The following is a 16,339-nucleotide window of genomic DNA, read 5'->3' as shown; positions in this document are numbered from 1 at the left end:
CCCGCCGTGCGCCGGGCCGCTGTGCCGGGGGGCGCCGTTGGCCCGGCTCCCGGTGCCGCCGAGCAGGCCGGTCCCGTTGGCACCGCGGGCGTTCCCGTTGCTGCCGTTGCTGCCGCCGTTCGGGCCGGTGCCGTTGGGGGCGTGGCCGGTGCCGTTGACACCTCGACCCGCACCGGGGGCGCCGTTGCCGTTGACGCCGGTGGCCGGGCCGCTGCCGTTGGCGGGGCCGGTGGTGCCGCGGGGGAGGCCGCCGGGCGGGGTGGTGGGGGCGGGGGCCCTCGGCGGCACCGGGGGCAGGTCGACGACGTTGGAGGTGACCAGGTCGGCCGGGATGAGCACGGTGGCCCGGGTGCCGGACTGGTTGCCGGGGCGGAGCTGGACCTGCACCCCGTGCCGGGAGGCGAGCCTGCCCACCACGAACAGGCCCATCCGGCGGGCGGTGGAGGCGTCCACGGTGCCCGCGTCGGCCAGCCTGCGGTTGGCGTCGGCGAACTCGTCGTCGCGCATGCCGATGCCGCGGTCGACGACCTCGATCCGCACCGAGCCGCCGTCGGTGTGGTGGCTGGCGATGGTGACCTGGGTGGTGGGGGCGGAGAACGCGGCGGCGTTGTCGAGCAGCTCGGCGACGAGCCGGACCAGGTCGCCGACCGCGTAGCCGACGACGAGCACCGTCGGCGGCGACTGGATGACGACCCGCTGGTACTGCTCCATCTCCGAGACCGCGGCGCGCAGCAGGTCGGCCAGCGGCGCGGGCTGCTGGGTGCGCCTGCCCGGCTCGCTGCCGGAGAGGACCATCAGGTTCTCGTTGTTGCGGCGCATCCGGGTGGCGAGGTGGTCGAGCTGGAACAGCGTGTCGAGCTGGTCGGCGTCCTCCTCGTCGCGCTCGAGCCGCTCCAGCAGGTGTAGCTGGCGCTGGACCAGGCCCTGGCTGCGGCGCGAGAGGTTGACGAACACGTTGCCGTAGTTGGCGCGCAGCGCGGCCTGCTCACCGGCCAGCCGCAGCGCCTGCTCGTGCACCGCGTCGAAGGCGCGCGCCACCTGGCCGACCTCGTCGGCCGAGGGCACCGCGATCGGTTCCACCGCGCCGATGTCGGCCTGCCCGCCGTCGCGGATGCGGGCCACCGCGGCGGGCAGGCGGTTGCGGGCGACGTCGAGCGCGCCGCGGCGCAGCTCGGCCAGCGAGCGCAGCAGTTGCCTGCCGATCAGCACGATGATGGCCGCGGCCAGCACCAGCGCCAGGATCAGCACCACCGAGGCGAGCCCGGCGGCGTCGCTGGCGGCGTTCTGCAGCGCGTCGGACTCGGACTTGATCCGCTCGCCGAGGGTGGCGCCGACCGCGCTGAGCCGGGCCGAGGTCTGGTCGGAGGCCACGTCCCAGTCGGCCGCGGCCACCGGCAGCGGCGCCGGGCCCTCCTCCTCGTCGGAGTCGTCGGCCGGGGTGGCGGGGCCGACGAGGACCAGCCGCAGCAGGTCCGCGCGGGTCCGCGCGGCCGGGACGGCGAGCTGCCGCTCGTACTCGGCGCGCTGCTCGGTGGTGGCCAGCGAGACGAAGGCCGCGACGTGGTCGTCGAGCCGGGCCTGGGAGGTGCGCAGGGCGGCGGTGTCGGCGGCGTTGAGCCCGCCGCGGGCGATGCCGACCGCGACCTGGGCCCACTGGTAGCGGATCTCCTCCTGGGCGGCGTCGAGCTGGTGCAGCGCGGCGGCGGTGCCCGCGAGGCCGCTGTCGGCGATCTCCTCGACGGCGGCCCGGTCGAAGTCGAGCAGCGCGTCGGTGACCGAGGTGTACTGCTCGATCGCGGTGGCGCTGTCGACCGAGGCCGCGGCGACCGGGGTGCGCAGGGCGTCGAGCCTGCCCAGCGCGGCGACGACGTCGGCGTAGCGGGCGCGGGTGACCTCGGAGGTGAAGTCGGCCCGCTGCACCGCGTTGCGCAACTGCTGGCGGGCGTAGTCGACGCTCTGCCGCTCACCCGCGGTGGCCCCGGCGATGTCGCCGTAGCCGCCGGTGAGCAGCACCGCGGACTTGGTGCGCTCGACCTGGACCCAGTTGATCACGCGGCGCAGCGAGTCGGTGACGGCGACGACGCGGTCGACGTCGCGGTAGGTGTCGGCGCGGTCGACCTGGTCGCCGATGCGCAGCGCACCGAGCACGATGGCGAACACGACCGGCACGAGGATGACCGCGCCGAGCTTCACCGGGATGGTCCAGTCGCGCCAGCGGACGAACGCCGCCCACGCGGAGCGCTCGCCGGCTTCCCCACCGGCTGCGGTCCGGCGCGGGGGCGGTCCGGAGGGGTCGGTCCGGGGGCCTGCCCGGCCCCGGGAGTCGGGGCCTGCGGTGGTCTGGGACGGGGTCTGGGAGGCGGTCACGGTCACGCGCGTCCTCCCACGACGGTCCTACCTCGCCGTCGGAACAACACCTTCACCGCGCCGCTCTCCTTCCACGGGGGATCATGGACAGCACTGGGGACAACAGGGCATTCGCGGGGTCCCGTCAACGGAGACCGGGGGCCGGTGCCCTTGTCGGACATCGGCGATCTCTGGGGGAACTTGAGCCAGAAGCGTACCCCAATCCGGCGATCTTGGAATTGGCTCGGCGACACCATTGCTGACCAGCGAGAACAGGCTCGGCAAAGCCTTTCCAGGGGCACGTTGTGACCACTTTAGACCGTACGGAGTGCACTTTTCGTCACTCTGCGGAGATTCTGTCGACTTGAGTCGCACGATCGGGTATCGCGATTCCACCCGCGACACGGGCGTCGCCCAAACCGGAAAAAGGGTACCCTGAGCAGGCGAAACAGCAGCACACGGCCCACCCGGGCGACCACCCCGCCGCTCGGCGCCGCATCCCCGGCCGGAACGCGCGGCGAGTGACTGCAAGTCCCACAACGCAACGTGACCCCGGAATTCACCATTACGTGTGGTGTATGCGCGGAACCGTACCGATATCGCCGGGTTCTCGTTCCGCAGACCGAATCGGCGTGCATTAGGTTGTTCCGCCCCGCCGTGGTTAACATGTCGCCCGGCCATTCGGCCGCGAAACATTCCCCGTCTCATACCTCTCCCCCGGAGGAATGCATGACCGAGGTCGTCCCACCCACGCCCGCGCCGCCGCGCCGGGCAGGCGGCGCCACCTTCGGCGGGGTCGACCGCCCCCCCGCCGCCCGCGGGGCAGGCCCGGCACCCGGCCCGGACTACGCCGCGGTGCACGCGAGCGCCGCCTTCACCGGCCTGCGCCGCCGGTTCCGCCGGTTCGTCTTCCCCGTCACCGGGCTGTTCCTCGCCTGGTACCTGACCTACGTGCTGCTCGCCGCCTACACCCCCGACCTGATGGCCACCCGCGTCGCCGGGTCGATCACGGTGGGGCTGCTGCTCGGCCTCGGGCAGTTCGCCACCACGCTGCTGATCACGCTCGCCTACACCCGCTGGGCGCGCACGCGGCTGGACCCGCTGGCCGCCGAGGTGCGCGCCGCCGCCGAGGAGGCACCGTGACCACCCGCGCCCTGATCCCCCTGGCCCAGGACACCGGCCCGACCGGTGTCGGCGACCCGGTGCTCAACACCGCCGTGTTCGCCGGGTTCGTGCTGATCACCCTCTACGTCGTCTACAAGGTCAGCAGCCGCAACAGCTCCGCCGCCGACTACTACGCCGCGGGCGGCCGGTTCACCGGCGTGCAGAACGGCATCGCGCTGTCCGGCGACTTCCTGTCCGCGGCGTCGTTCCTGGGCATCGCGGGCGCCATCGCCATCAACGGCTACGACGGGTTCCTCTACTCGATCGGGTTCCTGGTCGCCTGGCTGGTGAACCTGCTGCTGATCGCCGAGCTGGTGCGCAACACCGGCCGGTTCACCATGGGCGACGTCCTCGCCTTCCGGATGCGGCAGCGCCCGGTCCGCGCCGCCGCGGCCACCTCCACGCTGGTGATCTCCCTGTTCTACATGCTCGCGCAGATGGCGGGCGCGGGCGCGGTGGTGGCGCTGCTGCTGGACGTGCACGGCTCCGGCGGGCAGGCGGTGGTGATCACCGTGGTCGGCCTGATCATGATCTTCTACGTGCTGGTCGGCGGGATGAAGGGCACCACCTGGGTGCAGATCATCAAGGCCGCCATCCTGATCCTCAGCGTGGTGCTGATGACGGTGTTCCTGCTGGGCAAGTTCGGGTTCAGCCTCAGCGCGCTGCTGGAGCAGGCCGCGACCAACAACGCCAAGGGCGAGAAGGTGCTCGGCCCCGGCGTGCAGTACGGCAAGACCTCGACCACCACGCTGGACTTCATCTCGCTGGCGCTGGCGCTGGTCCTGGGCGCGGCCGGGCTGCCGCACGTGCTGATGCGCTTCTACACCGTGCCCGACGCCCGCGAGGCGCGCCGGTCGGTGGTGTGGGCGGTGGGCACGATGACCGTCTTCTACACCGCCACGCTGGTCATCGGCTACGGCGCGTCGGCGCTGGTCGGCTCCGAGCGCATCCTGGACTCGACCGGCCGGGAGAACGCCGCCGCGCCGCTGCTGGCCTTCGAGATCGGCGGCACGGTGCTGCTGGGCATCGTGGCCGCGGTGGCGTTCGCCACGATCCTGGCCGTGGTCGCCGGGCTGACGATCACCGCGTCGGCGTCGTTCGCCCACGACGTGTACGCCAACATCCTGCGCAAGGGCAGGCCCGCGCCGGGGTCGGAGGTCAAGGTCGCCCGGATCACCGCGGTGGTGATCGGCGTGCTGGCCATCGTCGGCGGCATCCTGGCCAACGGGCAGAACGTGGCGTTCCTGGTGGCGCTGGCGTTCGCCTTCGCCGCCTCGGCGAACCTGTCGACGCTGCTGTACTCGCTGTTCTGGAAGCGGTTCAACACCAGCGGCACGCTGTGGGGGATGTACGGCGGGCTGGGCTCCTGCCTGCTGCTGGTGGTGCTGTCCCCGGTGGTGTCCGGCTCGCCGACGTCGATCATGTCCGATGTGGACTTCGCGGTGTTCCCGCTGTCGAACCCGGGCATCGTCTCGATCCCGGTGTCGTTCGTCTGCGGGTACCTCGGCACGCTCTTCGGCCGGGAGAAGGCCGACCCCGCGCTGCAGAAGGAGATGGAGGTCCGCTCGCTCACCGGGCTCGGCCGGTGAGCGGCAGACCGGGCCCCGGCGGGCGCGGTGGGCGTCGGCCGGGGCCGCGCGCCCGGACCGCCCCGGCGCGGCCGGATGGTACGACCAGGCCATTCGGTGTGGCCATGGCCACGGCGTCCGGTGACCGGCGGAGGCGGTATTACAGTGCACGCCGTGCTCGACACCTCCGAGGCCGTCCCGCGGCTGCGCGCGTTCCTCGACGACAACGCGCCCGCGACGCCGTGCCTGGTGATGGACCTGGACACCGTACGGTCCAACCACCGCGCGCTGCGCGCTGCCCTGCCCGAGGCCGGGGTGCTGTACGCGGTCAAGGCCAACCCGGCGCCGGAGGTGGTGGCCGCGCTGGTCGCCGAGGGCTGCGGGTTCGACGTGGCGAGCACCGGCGAGATCGACCTGTGCCTGGACCGGGGCGCCGACCCGGCGGACCTGTCCTACGGGAACCCGATCAAGAAGGCCGCCGACGTCGCGTACGCGTACGCCCGCGGTGTCCGCCGGTTCACCTTCGACTCCGACGGCGACCTGGAGAACCTGGCCGCGCACGCCCCGGGGTCCCGGGTGGCCTGCCGGTTCCTGGTCGACGCGCCCGCCTCGGGCACCCCGTTCGGGGCGAAGTTCGGCTGCGCGCCCGCGATGGCGGTGCGGCTGCTGGCCAGGGCCGCCGAGCTGGGCCTGGCCGTCGACGGCGCCTGCTTCCACGTCGGCTCCCAGCACCGCGACCCGGCCGCGTGGGTGGCGGGCATCGCGCAGGCCGCCGGGATCGCCCGGGAGCTGGCCGCGCGGGGCGTGCCGACCCCGGTGCTGAACCTGGGCGGCGGGTTCCCCACCGGCTACGCCGAGCCCGCCCCACCGCTGGCCGAGCACGCCGCGGCGATCCGCGCGGCCGTCGCCGAGCACTTCGCCGAGGTGCCCGAGCTGGTCGTCGAGCCCGGCCGGGCGATCGTGGCCACGGCGGGGGTGATCCGCAGCGAGGTCGTGCTGGTGTCGCGCAAAGCGGATACCGACGAGCACCGCTGGGTATACCTGGACATCGGGCGGTACTCGGGACTGGCGGAGACGGAGAACGAGTACATCGCGTACCGCCTGCGCACCGGCCACCCGGGCGCACCGGACGGCCCGGTGATCATCGCAGGTCCCACCTGCGACGGGGATGATGTGATCTACCAGCACACCCCGTATCGTCTGCCGTTGGCGCTGCGAGCGGGCGACCACGTCGACATCCTCGACGCGGGTGCCTACACGGCGAGCTATTCCTCGGTGTCGTTCAACGGTTTCCCGCCCCTGCCGACGCACTTCATCGGCTGAGCAACACAACACCCCTTGTAGGAGGTTCCATGTCGTACGACGGCGCGCCCGATCCGGGCGTCGGCCAGTTCGCGGGCAGGCACGTGCTCGCCGAGTTCGACGGTATAGACCCGTCACTGCTGGACGACCTGGGCTTTCTGCGCGACACCCTGGAGGGTGCGCTGCGAGCCGCCGGTGCCACCATCTGCGACGTGGTGTCCAAACGCTTCGAGCCGCAGGGCGTGACCGTCCTGGCGCTGCTCTCGGAGTCGCACGCCTCCATCCACACCTACCCGGAGATCGGTTCGATGTTCGTCGACATCTTCACCTGCGGCGAGACCGCGGACCCGGAACTGGCCGCCCAGCTCCTGCGCGACCGCCTCGGCGCGGCCGACGCGCGGATCAGCACGGTCCTCAGGGGACACCCGGTCCAGGCGACCGGCGTCCAGGCCGCGGGGTCGGCAGCGTGAACGTCGTCGAACCGCTGGGCGCGGGCCTGACCCGGGTGTGGGAGGTGCCCGAGGTCGTCGTCGACACCCGCACCGAGTTCCAGCACCTGGTCATCGGCCGCACCACCCAGGGCCTGAGCCTGTTCTGCGACGACGACCGGCAGAGCACCGAGTTCAGCCAGCTCACCTACCACGAGGCGTTGCTGGTCCCCGCGCTGCTGCTGATCCCGTCGGTGGACCGGGTCCTGGTCGTCGGCTCGTCGGAGGGCGTGGTCAGCCAGATCGCCGTCGCCGCCGGGGCGTCGGTGGTCGACCACGTGGACATCGACCGCCAGGCGGTCGAGCTGTGCGCGGAACACCTGCCCTACGGCTACACCCCTGACGAACTGGCCGCCGCCGTCAAGGGCACCGGCCCGGTGCGCGTGCACTACGCCGACGGGTGGCAGTTCGTCCAGGAGTGCACGGACCGCTACGACGTCGTCCTGGTCGACCTGCCGGACGAGCGCCCGGAGTTCGCCCAGCACAACCGCCTGTACGAGGAGGAGTTCCTCACCCGCTGCAAGGCCCTGCTCTCCCCCGGCGGAGTCGTGGTGTGCCAGGCGGGCTGCCAGACGATGTGGCGCAACGAGACCCTGGTCCGCTCCTGGAAGCGCTTCGCCGACGTGTTCGGCGAAACGGTCTACTACGGCTCCGACGAGCACGAGTGGGCCTTCCTGTTCGGCCTCGCCGAAGCCGACCCGAACACCACGGACCGCATGGTCGCCCGCCTGGAAACCCTGCCGTACCGCCCGGAGACGATCGACGAGCTCGCCCTGCGCGGCAACACGATCCCGCCCTACCGGGTGCGAACGGCCTAGTCGGGGATCCCCGGTCGGTGGTCGCGCGAGCACCGACCGGGGGTCTTGCGGATCAGAGCTTCTCGCCCGCCCGAACCCGCCGGGTCACCCTGCGCTCCACGACGAAGCTCACGAACGGGATCATCCCGGCGATCAGCACCAGCAGCGTCCCCTTGACCGACCAGCGGGACTTGAGCGCCAGGTCGAAGGTGAACACCAGGTACACCATGTACAGGAACCCGTGCGCGGGCCCGACGATCGCCAGTGGCGCGGTGTTGTCGAACCCGTACTTGAGCACCATGGCCGCGACCAGGGCCAACAGGCCCACACCCACCACGTAGGCCAGGACCCGGTAGCGGGCGAGGGCTCCCCGGGTGCCCTTGACGGCGACCGCCTGGGCCGGGTTCTCCTCGTCGGTCATGCTCATCGGGGCTCCTGGGCGTTCAGGCTAGCGAGGTAGCGGTTGTAGGCGGTGAGTTCGTCGTCCTCGTCGTCCACCGCGGCGGGCCGTGGCCGGGCGGGCGGGGGCGGGGGTGGTTCGGCCGCGGGTGGCGCCTCGGCGGGCTGCTGCTGGGCGAGCTTGCGCATCCGCCAGAACATGTAGGCGGGGGCGATGCCGAACAGGGGCCACTGGAGCACGTACCCCAGGTTCTGGAAGGTGCCGTTGGCCGACTCGAAGCGCTGCCACTGCCAGTAGGCGAGGCCGCAGCAGGCGACCAGCGACAGCACACTGACCGCGACGACGACGAACTTCCGCGGGCCGGGCACGCACCGATGCTAACCCGGGGCGGCTGAGAGCCCGGCCGGAGGGCTCAGGCCGGGGTCCGGGCGGGGGTTCAGGCCGAGGCGCCCGCGCGGGCGTAGCCGTCGGCGAGGCCGAAGACCTTCTGCCCGTAGGGCACCGAGTTGTTGTAGGAGAACACCCCGGCCCACCAGCCGGTGGGGGTGCCCAGGTCGCGGCCGCCCGCGCACAGGTAGCGGCCCGCGGCGAGCGCGGCGTCGTCGATCTGCTGGGGGTCGCCGCGGCCGTCGAGGTTGGCGTCGGAGGTCCAGGCGCGCCAGGTGGAGGGGATGAACTGCATCGGGCCGACGGCGCGGTCGACCGACGGGTCGCCGTCGTACCGGCCGCCGTCGGTGTCGGCGATGGCCCGGACGCCTGCGGAGCCGTCGAGGGGCACGCCGGTGATCGGCTTGGAGGGCAGGCCGTCGGCACCCAGGACCGCGCCCGCGTACTGGCCGTGGTTGGACTCGACGCGGCCGATGCCCGCGAGGGTCGCCCAGGACAGGTGGCAGCCGGGGGTGCTCGACCGGACGACCAGCTCGGCGTTGCCGTAGGCCATCAGGGCGCGCGCGGGCACACCGGTGGGACCGGCGAGCTTCTCCGCCCACACCCGCAGCGGGTCGGCGCCGGACTGCACCGCCTGCGGCCGGGGGGCCGCGGCGGTGTCCGCGCCCTGCGCGGGCACGACGGAGTTGGGCTCGACCGCGGCCGCGGTGACCTGCTCGGCCGGGATCTCCGGCGCGGGCGGACCGGGCGGCGGGATGAGCGCCGACCGCACCACCAGCACCGAGCCCGCCGCGACGGCCAGCACGAAGACCACCACCGCCAGCCTGCCCGCGACCCCGCCGGGGCGGAACCGGGGGAACCGGAACCGCCGTGGCCCGTCCGGGGTTCGCACCGCCGGGTCCGCGATCGGGGTCTTCGTGTCCGCCACCGTGCTCCAGCCCTGGTTCCGCTCCGGTCACCGGGACAGACCCGGGAACGCACAGCATCAACGACGGGAACACCATGGCGTTACGCGGGACGCGCTGTCACGCCGGGTCGGCCCCGTCCCGGGTGGTGGAACACCCACCGGGCGGCGACCGGTCGCGGTCGTGGACCTCAGGCGGCGCCGTCGCGGCGCTGGCGCTGCAACCGGGCCACGCACCAGGCCGGGGCGCTGCCGCGGCGGAGGTGCTCCAGCACGGTCAGCGGTCCGAGCCGACGCGACAGGTCCGACGGTGCCAGGCCCGCGGCGCGGTAGTCGAGGGCGCGCTGGTCCAGCGGGCTCATGCCCGCGTCCCACCACTCCTCGGCCTCCGCCACCCCGCCGACCATCTGCCACCAGCCCGCGGCGGCGGCCAGCAGCTCGTGCGGCACGTCGGGCAGGCGGTCGCGCATGGCCGAGAGGTAGCGCGGGTCGGCGGCCTCGACCGACGCCCACCGCGACGAACCGCCGCGGGCGCGCTGGCCGGGGATGCCGGGCGTGGTGACGACCGGCGCGTCGGCGAGCCACTCGGACGCGATGCGGCTCGCCTCGACGGCCTCCGCGTCCTGTGCTCGCTCGGCGGTCCACTGGCGGACCAGGGCGTCGACCCCGGGATCGTCGAGCATTCTGCCTCCTGGAGGTCTCATGATCACTCGATGGCTGAAACCGTAGGGCCAGGGACCGACAATTCACCAGACCCCAGGCCGACCCATTTGCGGGATTGCGGCCGTTGACCCCCAGATCCACCCGGACGGTCCAGTGTGGATCTTCTGATCGACGAAGATCATCACAGACGGTGACGGAGTTGGGCGGCTCTGTGCCACGCGGACGGTCGCGCCGGGATTCCGTTGGCGGGCAGCGTGAACTACCGGTCAGTAGAACTGACCGGTAGTTCACATGCAGGAGTCTCGCGCGTTACGCGAAGAGGTTCTTCAGGAAGGTGATGATCGCCTCAGCGCCGTCCCGCAACCAGGTCAGGATCCCCTGGAACATGCCCGCGGCCTGGGTCGGCTGGGTGATGACGTAGAAGAGCAGCAGGGCGACCCCCACGAGGGTCGCCACCTTCTTGACATTCATCGGCAACTCCGTCCGCTCCGGCCCGGGACCGGCCCGGAACCCCCCGCCCATGATCCACCACAGTGGTGGCTGTCAGGCCCTGTTTTCCTCAGCGGCGACACCCAGGGTGAGAGTTTCGCCCGGATGCCACCCGTATTGCTCCGGGATCACTCTACGGAAGTAGCCATCCGGTCACGCAGGGGACATGCCGCTGTGCACCCGGCCCGGTGAACGGCCGCTCGCTGATCCCAGAAACCGTGTCACTTTTGCGCAACTGTCCGACCGCGGACACCACGGACTGTGGAACGGTTATAAGAATGTCCACGTCCGGGGAGTGATCTCCGCGGGCCGCTGGCCCCCGCGGCCAGTCCGCGCGCCCAGCAGGCGCGCGAGCACAACACCGAGGCTGTGAGGATGCCACAAGCGTCCTCACAGCCATTCGTTGTTCCAGGCCCGCCCACGGGCTCAGGCGATGACCCCCGCGGCCCTGAGCCGCGCCAGGTCGTCGACGGGCACGCCCAACCCGGTCAGCACGTCGTCGGTGTCGGCGCGGGCATCGCTCGGCGCGGTGGGCGCGGCGGGCGCGGTGCGGCTGAACTTCGGCGTGGGCGCCGGTTGCGGGGTGCCCGCCACCTGGACGAACGTCCCCCTGGCCACGTTGTGCGGGTGCGTCGTCGCCTCCTGCGGGGTCAGCACCGGGCTCAGGCACGCATCGGTGCCCTCGGCCAACTTGGCCCACTCGTCACGGGTGCGGGTGCGCAGCGTCTCGGACAGGCGGGTGCGCAGCTCGGGCCAGTTCGCCGGGTCGACGTGCGCGGGCACCCCGTCCGGGTCCCAACCCAGGACGCCGACGAGCGCGGCCCAGAACCGGGCCTCGATGGCGCCGATGGCCACGTACTTGCCGTCGGCGGTCTCGTAGGTGTCGTAGAACGGGGCGCCGCCGTCGAGCAGGTTCTCGCCGCGGCCGTTGGGCCACATCCCGATGTTGCGCAGCCCGTGCAGGTGGGTGGTGAGGAACGCGGCGCCCTCGACCATCGAGGTGTCGACGACCTGGCCCTTCCCCGAGGTCTGCCGCTCGACCAGCGCGGCGAGCACGCCCATGGCCAGCACGAGCCCGCCGCCCGCGAAGTCGCCCAGGATGTTGACCGGCGGCACCGGCTTGCGCCCGGCCTCCCCGATCGGGTCGAGGGCGCCCGCGAGGGCGATGTAGTTGATGTCGTGCCCGGCGGTGGGCGCGAGCGGGCCGTCCTGGCCCCACCCGGTGACGCGCCCGTAGACCAGGCCGGGGTTGCGGGCGAGCAGCGCGTCCGGGCCGAGCCCCATCCGCTCGGCCACCCCCGGCCGGAAGCCCTCCACCAGCACGTCGGCCCGGTCGACCAGCCGCAGCACCAGCTCCAGGCCCTCGGGCGCCTTGACGTCGACGCCGATCCACCGCCTGCTGCGGGTCAGCGGGTCGTCGGGGAACGAGAGCACGTCCGCGCCGGGGCGCGCCCGGTCCACCCGCACCACCTCGGCGCCCAGGTCGGCCAGCACGGTGCAGGCGAACGGCGCGGGCGCGAGCCCCGCCAGCTCGACGACCCGGATCCCGGTGAGCGGTCCCATGCTCTCGTTCCCTTTCGTAGACCAGTCTGTTCTGCCGGTGGACCCTAGAGCGTGCGGGAGATGATCTCTTTCATGATCTCGTTGGTGCCGCCGTAGATCCGCTGCACGCGCAGGTCGGTGTACATCCGCGCGATGGGGTACTCGCTCATGTAGCCGTAGCCGCCGTGCAGTTGCAGGCACTCGTCGACGGCCTTCATCGCCCGGTCGCTGGTCCACCACTTGAGCATCGCCACGGTCGGGATGTCCAACTCGCCCCTGAGGTGCTTGGCGATGCAGTCGTCGAGGAACACCCGGCACACCCTGGCCTCGGTGGCGACCTCGGCGAGGACGAACTTGGTGTTCTGGAAGTTGAACACCGGTCGCCCGAACGCCTGCCGGTCCTTGGTGTAGCGCAGCGTCTCCTGCAGTGCCAGCTCCAGGCAGACGACCGAGGAGACGCCGATGATCAGGCGCTCCTGCGGGAGCTGCTGCATGAGCTGCACGAAGCCCTGCCCCTCCTCGGTGCCGAGCAGGTTGGTCACCGGCACGCGCAGGTCGTCGAAGAACAGCTCGGCCGTGTCCTGGGCCTTGAGGCCGATCTTGTCCAGCACCCGGCCCCGGCGGAAGCCCTCGCGGGCGGTCTCGACGCCGATCAACGAGATGCCCTTGGCGCCCTCGCTCGCGTCGGTCTTGGCGACGACGATGACGAAGTCGGCCTGGCTGCCGTTGGTGATGAAGGTCTTGGCGCCGTTGACCACGTAGTCGTCGCCGTCGCGGATCGCCTTGGTCTTGACGTTCTGCAGGTCCGAGCCGGTGCCCGGTTCGGTCATCGCGATGGCGCCGACCCACTCGCCGGAGGCCAGCTTCGGCAGCCAGGCGTGCTTCTGCTCCTCGGTGCCGTAGGCCAGCACGTAGTGGGCGACGATCCCGTTGTGCAGGGAGACGCCCCAGCCGCTGTCCCCGGCGCGCGCCTGCTCCTCCAGCAGGACCGCCTCGTGCGCGAAGGTTCCGCCCCCGCCGCCGTACTCCTCGGGGATGGACAGGCACAGCAGCCCGACCTCGCCCGCCTTGGTCCACAGCTCGCGGTCGACCTGCTTGTTCTCGATCCAGCGCTCGACGTTGGGGGTGAGTTCCTTCTCGCAGAAGGTGCGGGCCAGGTCGCGGAAGGCGTCCAGGTCCTCGTCCATCCAGGGGGAGCGCTCGGGCACGACAGACCTCCGGGTTGCGGACCGATGATAAAACAATCAGCGGTGCATGTAAGTTCTGACGTGAAGGTACATGCTGACCGGACCGCCCGTAAAGTGACCCGGGAGCGGACCCGAGGAGGCCACCCGAGGTGACGACCACGCGCACCCACCGCACCCAGCAGGAGCGCAGCGAGCAGACCCGCGAGGCCCTGCTCGACGCCACCGTCGCGTGCCTGGTCGAACTCGGCTACGCCCGCACGACCGTGCAGGAGATCGCGGCCCGGGCCGGGGTGTCGCGGGGCGCGCAGCAGCACCACTTCACCACCAAGGCCGAGCTGATGACCGCCGCCCTGGAGCACCTGTTCGCCCGCCTCATCGGCGAGATGACCACCGCCGCGGAGACGCTGCCCCCGGGTCCGGAGCGGGTGACCAGGGGCATCGACCTGCTCTGGGAGGCCTACTCCGGCACCCTGTCGACGGCGGCGGTGGAGCTGTGGGTGGCGGCCAGGACCGACGCGGAGCTGCGGGAGACCCTGCGCCCGGTGGACCGGGCGCTGGGCCACGCCACCCTCCAGCTCTACCGGCAGGCCACGGGCGCCGACCTGCCGGAGGCGGAGGTGGAGACGCTGATGCTGCTGAGCGTGAACCTGGTCCGCGGCCTGGCCCTGGACGCGATGATGGGCGGCGGCGCCGAACGGCGCGCGCGGCTGCTGGACGAGTGGAAGTCCACGATGCTGGACCGGCTGCGCCGCGGCTGAGCCGGGGGTTCGCGGAGTCTTCGCCGTGCCCGGGGTGTGGTGGGAGTGCTCGGCCTTGGGCATGGTCAGCTTCAACGCCGCGGTCGTCGCGGCGGAACGGGACACCGACCCGGCCCCGGTGGGGGTGGTCATCGGCTGCGCGCCGGTCGTGATCACCCTGGTGACCCCGCTGACGACCGGGCCTGCGCGTGCCGGGGATCGCGATCACCGGTGGGTTCCGGCTGCCGGACACGGGCCGACTGCTCGCCCTGCTGCGGTTGGGGGTCGTGGTCACCGCCTGCGCCTACGTCCTGTGGTTCACCGCGGTGGAGCCGCACCGCGCCGCGGTCGACGAGACACCCGTTCGCGAACCCGGGTGTGATGCCGGGAAATCGCAGCGGCCGACCCGGCCCTCGCTCGGGTCGGCCGCTGCTAACCAGAGAAGAGGGGGGCGACGGGGGAACGTGACGTTCGCTTCCGCGAATACCACGGCGTCCCACATCGGGTCCTCGGGAGCTGCCAAGATTCCCGCGTGACTCCGCCCTACGCGCCCGGTCCTCCCGGCACCGCCCCGCACCCGCCAGCGCAGCAGTACGGGCCGCCCCCCGGTCCCGCGCCAGTCAGGTCCCGCGGCGGGGTGTGGATACCCGGACTGGTGGCGGCCGCCGGGTTCGCCGCGGCGGCGGTGTCGGCGATCGCGGGGAGCTTCCAGACCCTGTTCGAATTACGGGTGCGGTTGGGGCAGGAGACCACCAGCGAGGGCGCGCTGAGCCAGACCCTCTGGGAGACGACGAGGTCCGGCGCGGTGTCCGGCAGCGGTCCGCTGCCCGACCTGGCCGGGCTGCCGGTGGTGGTGGGCGGCGGGCTGCTCGCCGTCGCCGCGGTGGTGGCCGTGGTGGCGGCCGTGCGGCCGAAGCGGGGGCTGGTGACCGCGGTGCGCGTGCTCGGCGGGGTCGGCGCGGGCGTGCTGGCGGGCGCGGTGGCGCTGCTCGCGCTGACCATCGGCCAGCTCGTCGAGCGGACCCTCACGCAGGAGCCGTCCGAGGGCAGCCGGGTCGACATCAACACCGACACGGCGCTGGTGCTGCTGCTCGTCGCCGCCGGGGTGGGGCTGCTCGCGCTGGTTCCCGCGCTCATCCGGCGCGAGGGGGCGCGGTCGCGGGTGGAGCCGGTCACTCCGTCGATGGGGTTCCGGGCGCCGGTCGGGTACGGGCAGTACCCGGCTCCGGGCCGCAACTCGGGGCAGCCGGGCCACGCGCAGACCGGTCAGCGGCCCGCGCTGTCCGGTGCGCCCCAGCACGCCGCGCCCGGTGGGCAGACCGCCGCCCAGAGCGGCGCACCGCACCACGCCGCGTCGTCCGCGACCACCGCGACGATCGCGGGGGCGTGGCCGTCGGCAGGCGATTCGGCCGACGACGCCGAGGTGACCCAGGTCGTGGCCAAGGCCCAGGCGGGCGGCGCGCAGGCGCCGAGCACCGGGGCGACGACCGAGGCCGTGGCCGCGCCCCCGGCCGAAGCCGCCGCGCCGTCCCCCGCCACCGACGACCGGCCCACCGAGTCCGCCTCGGCGGCCGAGTCCGCCGACAACCGGCCCACGGCGCAACTCCCCCGCCCGGAACCGACCCCCGCGGGCGCCGAGGCGCAGGCGGACCCCGTCGCCGCCGAGCCCTCGGCAGACCTCACCGAGCCGGAACCGGCGGAGCCCACCGAGTCCGGTCCGCAGGCGGAACTCCCCCGGGCCGAACCGGCCGCGGCACCCGAGCCGACCACGGACCTCCCGGATGCGGATTCGCCGATCGAGCCTTCCCCGGCGGAGCCTGAGACGGGGCTTCCCGAGGGCCCGGTGGAATCGGGGCTTCCCACGACCGAGGCCGACTCCACCGGAGGCGGGCACTGGGTCGAGTCCACCCCCGTGATCGTGTCCGAGCCCGCCGCGGAACCGGCTCCGGACGCGGAACCCGCACCCGGGGAGCCCGAGGCGGCAACCGCACCCGAGCCGCAGCGGGCCGACGCACCGACCGACGAGCCCGCGGCGAGCGCGCCCGGGGGGTCCACTGTGGATCACACCACCGAGATCCCGAAGCCGAAGGGCGACTGACACGGCGCAAAACAGTGCCCCGGCGGGATTCCCGCCGGGGCACTGTCGTTCACGGACACTCAGCAGTTGCTGGGGGCTGTCTTGCCCGCGAATCGGTCCTTGATCCATTTTCCGGCGTCGGCGTTGCCTGCGAAGATGCCGGAGAGGTGGTCGGAGATGTAGGTGTTCCACTGCTCGGTGACTCCGGCGGCGCAGTAGGACCTGTGCAGTGCGTCGCCCTGGGGGGTGTTGACGATTTCGTCGGTGGAGGCGTGGTACTGCAACACC

The 16,339-nt window shown here is 72.6% G+C and carries 16 protein-coding genes; 7 read left to right on the top strand and 9 right to left on the bottom strand.

Going from position 1 to position 16,339, the window contains the following annotated elements; translation table 11 throughout:
* On the bottom strand, window positions 1–2,367 hold a 2,367-nt coding region (locus tag L6E12_RS29575; protein ID WP_236231213.1), incomplete at its 3' end, for a nitrate- and nitrite sensing domain-containing protein.
* Window positions 2,368–3,075: 708 nt separating this feature from the next.
* On the opposite strand from L6E12_RS29575, the gene L6E12_RS29570 reads away from it, so the two are divergent.
* The 5 genes from L6E12_RS29570 (at window position 3,076) to L6E12_RS29550 (ending at window position 7,686) form a co-directional block, all read left to right on the top strand.
* Window positions 3,076–3,489 carry a DUF485 domain-containing protein gene (locus L6E12_RS29570; protein ID WP_236231212.1) on the top strand — a complete coding sequence of 138 codons (414 nt, stop codon included), beginning with the start codon at window positions 3,076–3,078 and terminating at the stop codon, window positions 3,487–3,489.
* A 20-nt stretch (window positions 3,490–3,509) separates the two neighbouring features.
* Window positions 3,510–5,099: a cation acetate symporter gene (locus L6E12_RS29565; protein WP_240013848.1), complete on the top strand. Its 1,590-nt coding sequence runs from the start codon at window positions 3,510–3,512 to the stop codon at window positions 5,097–5,099.
* A 144-nt stretch (window positions 5,100–5,243) separates the two neighbouring features.
* The gene (locus tag L6E12_RS29560; RefSeq protein WP_236231210.1) at window positions 5,244–6,401 is read left to right on the top strand and encodes a type III PLP-dependent enzyme; all 1,158 of its coding nucleotides are present in this window, start codon (window positions 5,244–5,246) and stop codon (window positions 6,399–6,401) included.
* 29 nt (window positions 6,402–6,430) lie between these two features.
* Entirely contained in the window at window positions 6,431–6,850 is a 420-nt protein-coding gene (gene speD, locus L6E12_RS29555) for an adenosylmethionine decarboxylase (protein WP_236231209.1), read from the top strand.
* Complete coding sequence (locus tag L6E12_RS29550; RefSeq protein WP_236231208.1) at window positions 6,847–7,686, top strand: spermidine synthase; 840 nt, start codon at window positions 6,847–6,849, stop codon at window positions 7,684–7,686. Before speD ends, L6E12_RS29550 begins: the two co-directional genes overlap by 4 nt.
* Before the next feature lie 52 nt (window positions 7,687–7,738).
* On the opposite strand, the gene L6E12_RS29545 is transcribed toward L6E12_RS29550, so the two are convergent.
* The 7 genes from L6E12_RS29545 to L6E12_RS29515 form a co-directional block, all read right to left on the bottom strand.
* Window positions 7,739–8,092 (bottom strand): DUF3817 domain-containing protein, encoded by a 354-nt coding sequence (locus L6E12_RS29545; protein ID WP_236231207.1) that lies wholly within the window; start codon window positions 8,090–8,092, stop codon window positions 7,739–7,741.
* On the bottom strand, window positions 8,089–8,433 hold the full coding sequence (locus tag L6E12_RS29540; protein WP_236231206.1) for a hypothetical protein: 345 nt from the start codon (window positions 8,431–8,433) through the stop codon (window positions 8,089–8,091). The genes L6E12_RS29545 and L6E12_RS29540 overlap by 4 nt, the downstream gene beginning before the upstream one ends.
* Before the next feature lie 68 nt (window positions 8,434–8,501).
* Complete coding sequence (locus L6E12_RS29535) at window positions 8,502–9,380, bottom strand: lytic transglycosylase domain-containing protein (protein WP_374201964.1); 879 nt, start codon at window positions 9,378–9,380, stop codon at window positions 8,502–8,504.
* A gap of 167 nt (window positions 9,381–9,547) precedes the next feature.
* Window positions 9,548–10,039, bottom strand: coding sequence for a hypothetical protein (locus tag L6E12_RS29530; RefSeq protein WP_035288579.1), 492 nt, complete (start codon window positions 10,037–10,039; stop codon window positions 9,548–9,550).
* Window positions 10,040–10,328: 289 nt separating this feature from the next.
* Window positions 10,329–10,490 carry a hypothetical protein gene (locus L6E12_RS29525; protein WP_236231205.1) on the bottom strand — a complete coding sequence of 54 codons (162 nt, stop codon included), beginning with the start codon at window positions 10,488–10,490 and terminating at the stop codon, window positions 10,329–10,331.
* Window positions 10,491–10,934: 444 nt separating this feature from the next.
* Window positions 10,935–12,071 carry a CaiB/BaiF CoA-transferase family protein gene (locus L6E12_RS29520; RefSeq protein WP_236231204.1) on the bottom strand — a complete coding sequence of 379 codons (1,137 nt, stop codon included), beginning with the start codon at window positions 12,069–12,071 and terminating at the stop codon, window positions 10,935–10,937.
* Between the two features lie 44 nt (window positions 12,072–12,115).
* Window positions 12,116–13,237 carry an acyl-CoA dehydrogenase family protein gene (locus tag L6E12_RS29515; protein WP_236231214.1) on the bottom strand — a complete coding sequence of 374 codons (1,122 nt, stop codon included), beginning with the start codon at window positions 13,235–13,237 and terminating at the stop codon, window positions 12,116–12,118.
* Between the two features lie 149 nt (window positions 13,238–13,386).
* Here L6E12_RS29515 and L6E12_RS29510 point away from each other — a divergent pair, with 149 nt between their 5' ends.
* On the top strand, window positions 13,387–13,995 hold the full coding sequence (locus tag L6E12_RS29510) for a TetR/AcrR family transcriptional regulator (protein WP_236231203.1): 609 nt from the start codon (window positions 13,387–13,389) through the stop codon (window positions 13,993–13,995).
* A gap of 634 nt (window positions 13,996–14,629) precedes the next feature.
* A complete protein-coding gene (locus L6E12_RS29505) occupies window positions 14,630–16,072 on the top strand; it encodes a hypothetical protein (RefSeq protein WP_236231202.1) in 1,443 nt (480 codons plus the stop codon).
* Between the two features lie 59 nt (window positions 16,073–16,131).
* Here the strand turns inward: L6E12_RS29505 and L6E12_RS29500 are convergent.
* The coding region (locus L6E12_RS29500; RefSeq protein ID WP_236231201.1) for a lipase family protein at window positions 16,132–16,339 on the bottom strand (208 nt) is incomplete at its 5' end.

The sequence above is a fragment of the Actinokineospora sp. PR83 genome, from assembly GCF_021056305.1.
Lineage (GTDB): Bacteria > Actinomycetota > Actinomycetes > Mycobacteriales > Pseudonocardiaceae > Actinokineospora > Actinokineospora spheciospongiae.
This window is presented reverse-complemented; position numbering and strand designations above follow the sequence as displayed.

What these genes read in the sequence shown, in the direction of transcription:
- L6E12_RS29570 (WP_236231212.1), top strand. Translation starts at nt 3,076, where the DNA reads ATGACCGAGGTCGTCCCACCCACGCCCGCGCCGCCGCGCCGGGCAGGC.
- speD (WP_236231209.1), top strand. Translation starts at nt 6,431, where the DNA reads ATGTCGTACGACGGCGCGCCCGATCCGGGCGTCGGCCAGTTCGCGGGC.
- L6E12_RS29545 (WP_236231207.1), bottom strand. Translation starts at nt 8,092, where the DNA reads ATGAGCATGACCGACGAGGAGAACCCGGCCCAGGCGGTCGCCGTCAAG.
- L6E12_RS29530 (WP_035288579.1), bottom strand. Translation starts at nt 10,039, where the DNA reads ATGCTCGACGATCCCGGGGTCGACGCCCTGGTCCGCCAGTGGACCGCC.
- L6E12_RS29525 (WP_236231205.1), bottom strand. Translation starts at nt 10,490, where the DNA reads ATGAATGTCAAGAAGGTGGCGACCCTCGTGGGGGTCGCCCTGCTGCTC.
- L6E12_RS29520 (WP_236231204.1), bottom strand. Translation starts at nt 12,071, where the DNA reads ATGGGACCGCTCACCGGGATCCGGGTCGTCGAGCTGGCGGGGCTCGCG.
- L6E12_RS29515 (WP_236231214.1), bottom strand. Translation starts at nt 13,237, where the DNA reads ATGGACGAGGACCTGGACGCCTTCCGCGACCTGGCCCGCACCTTCTGC.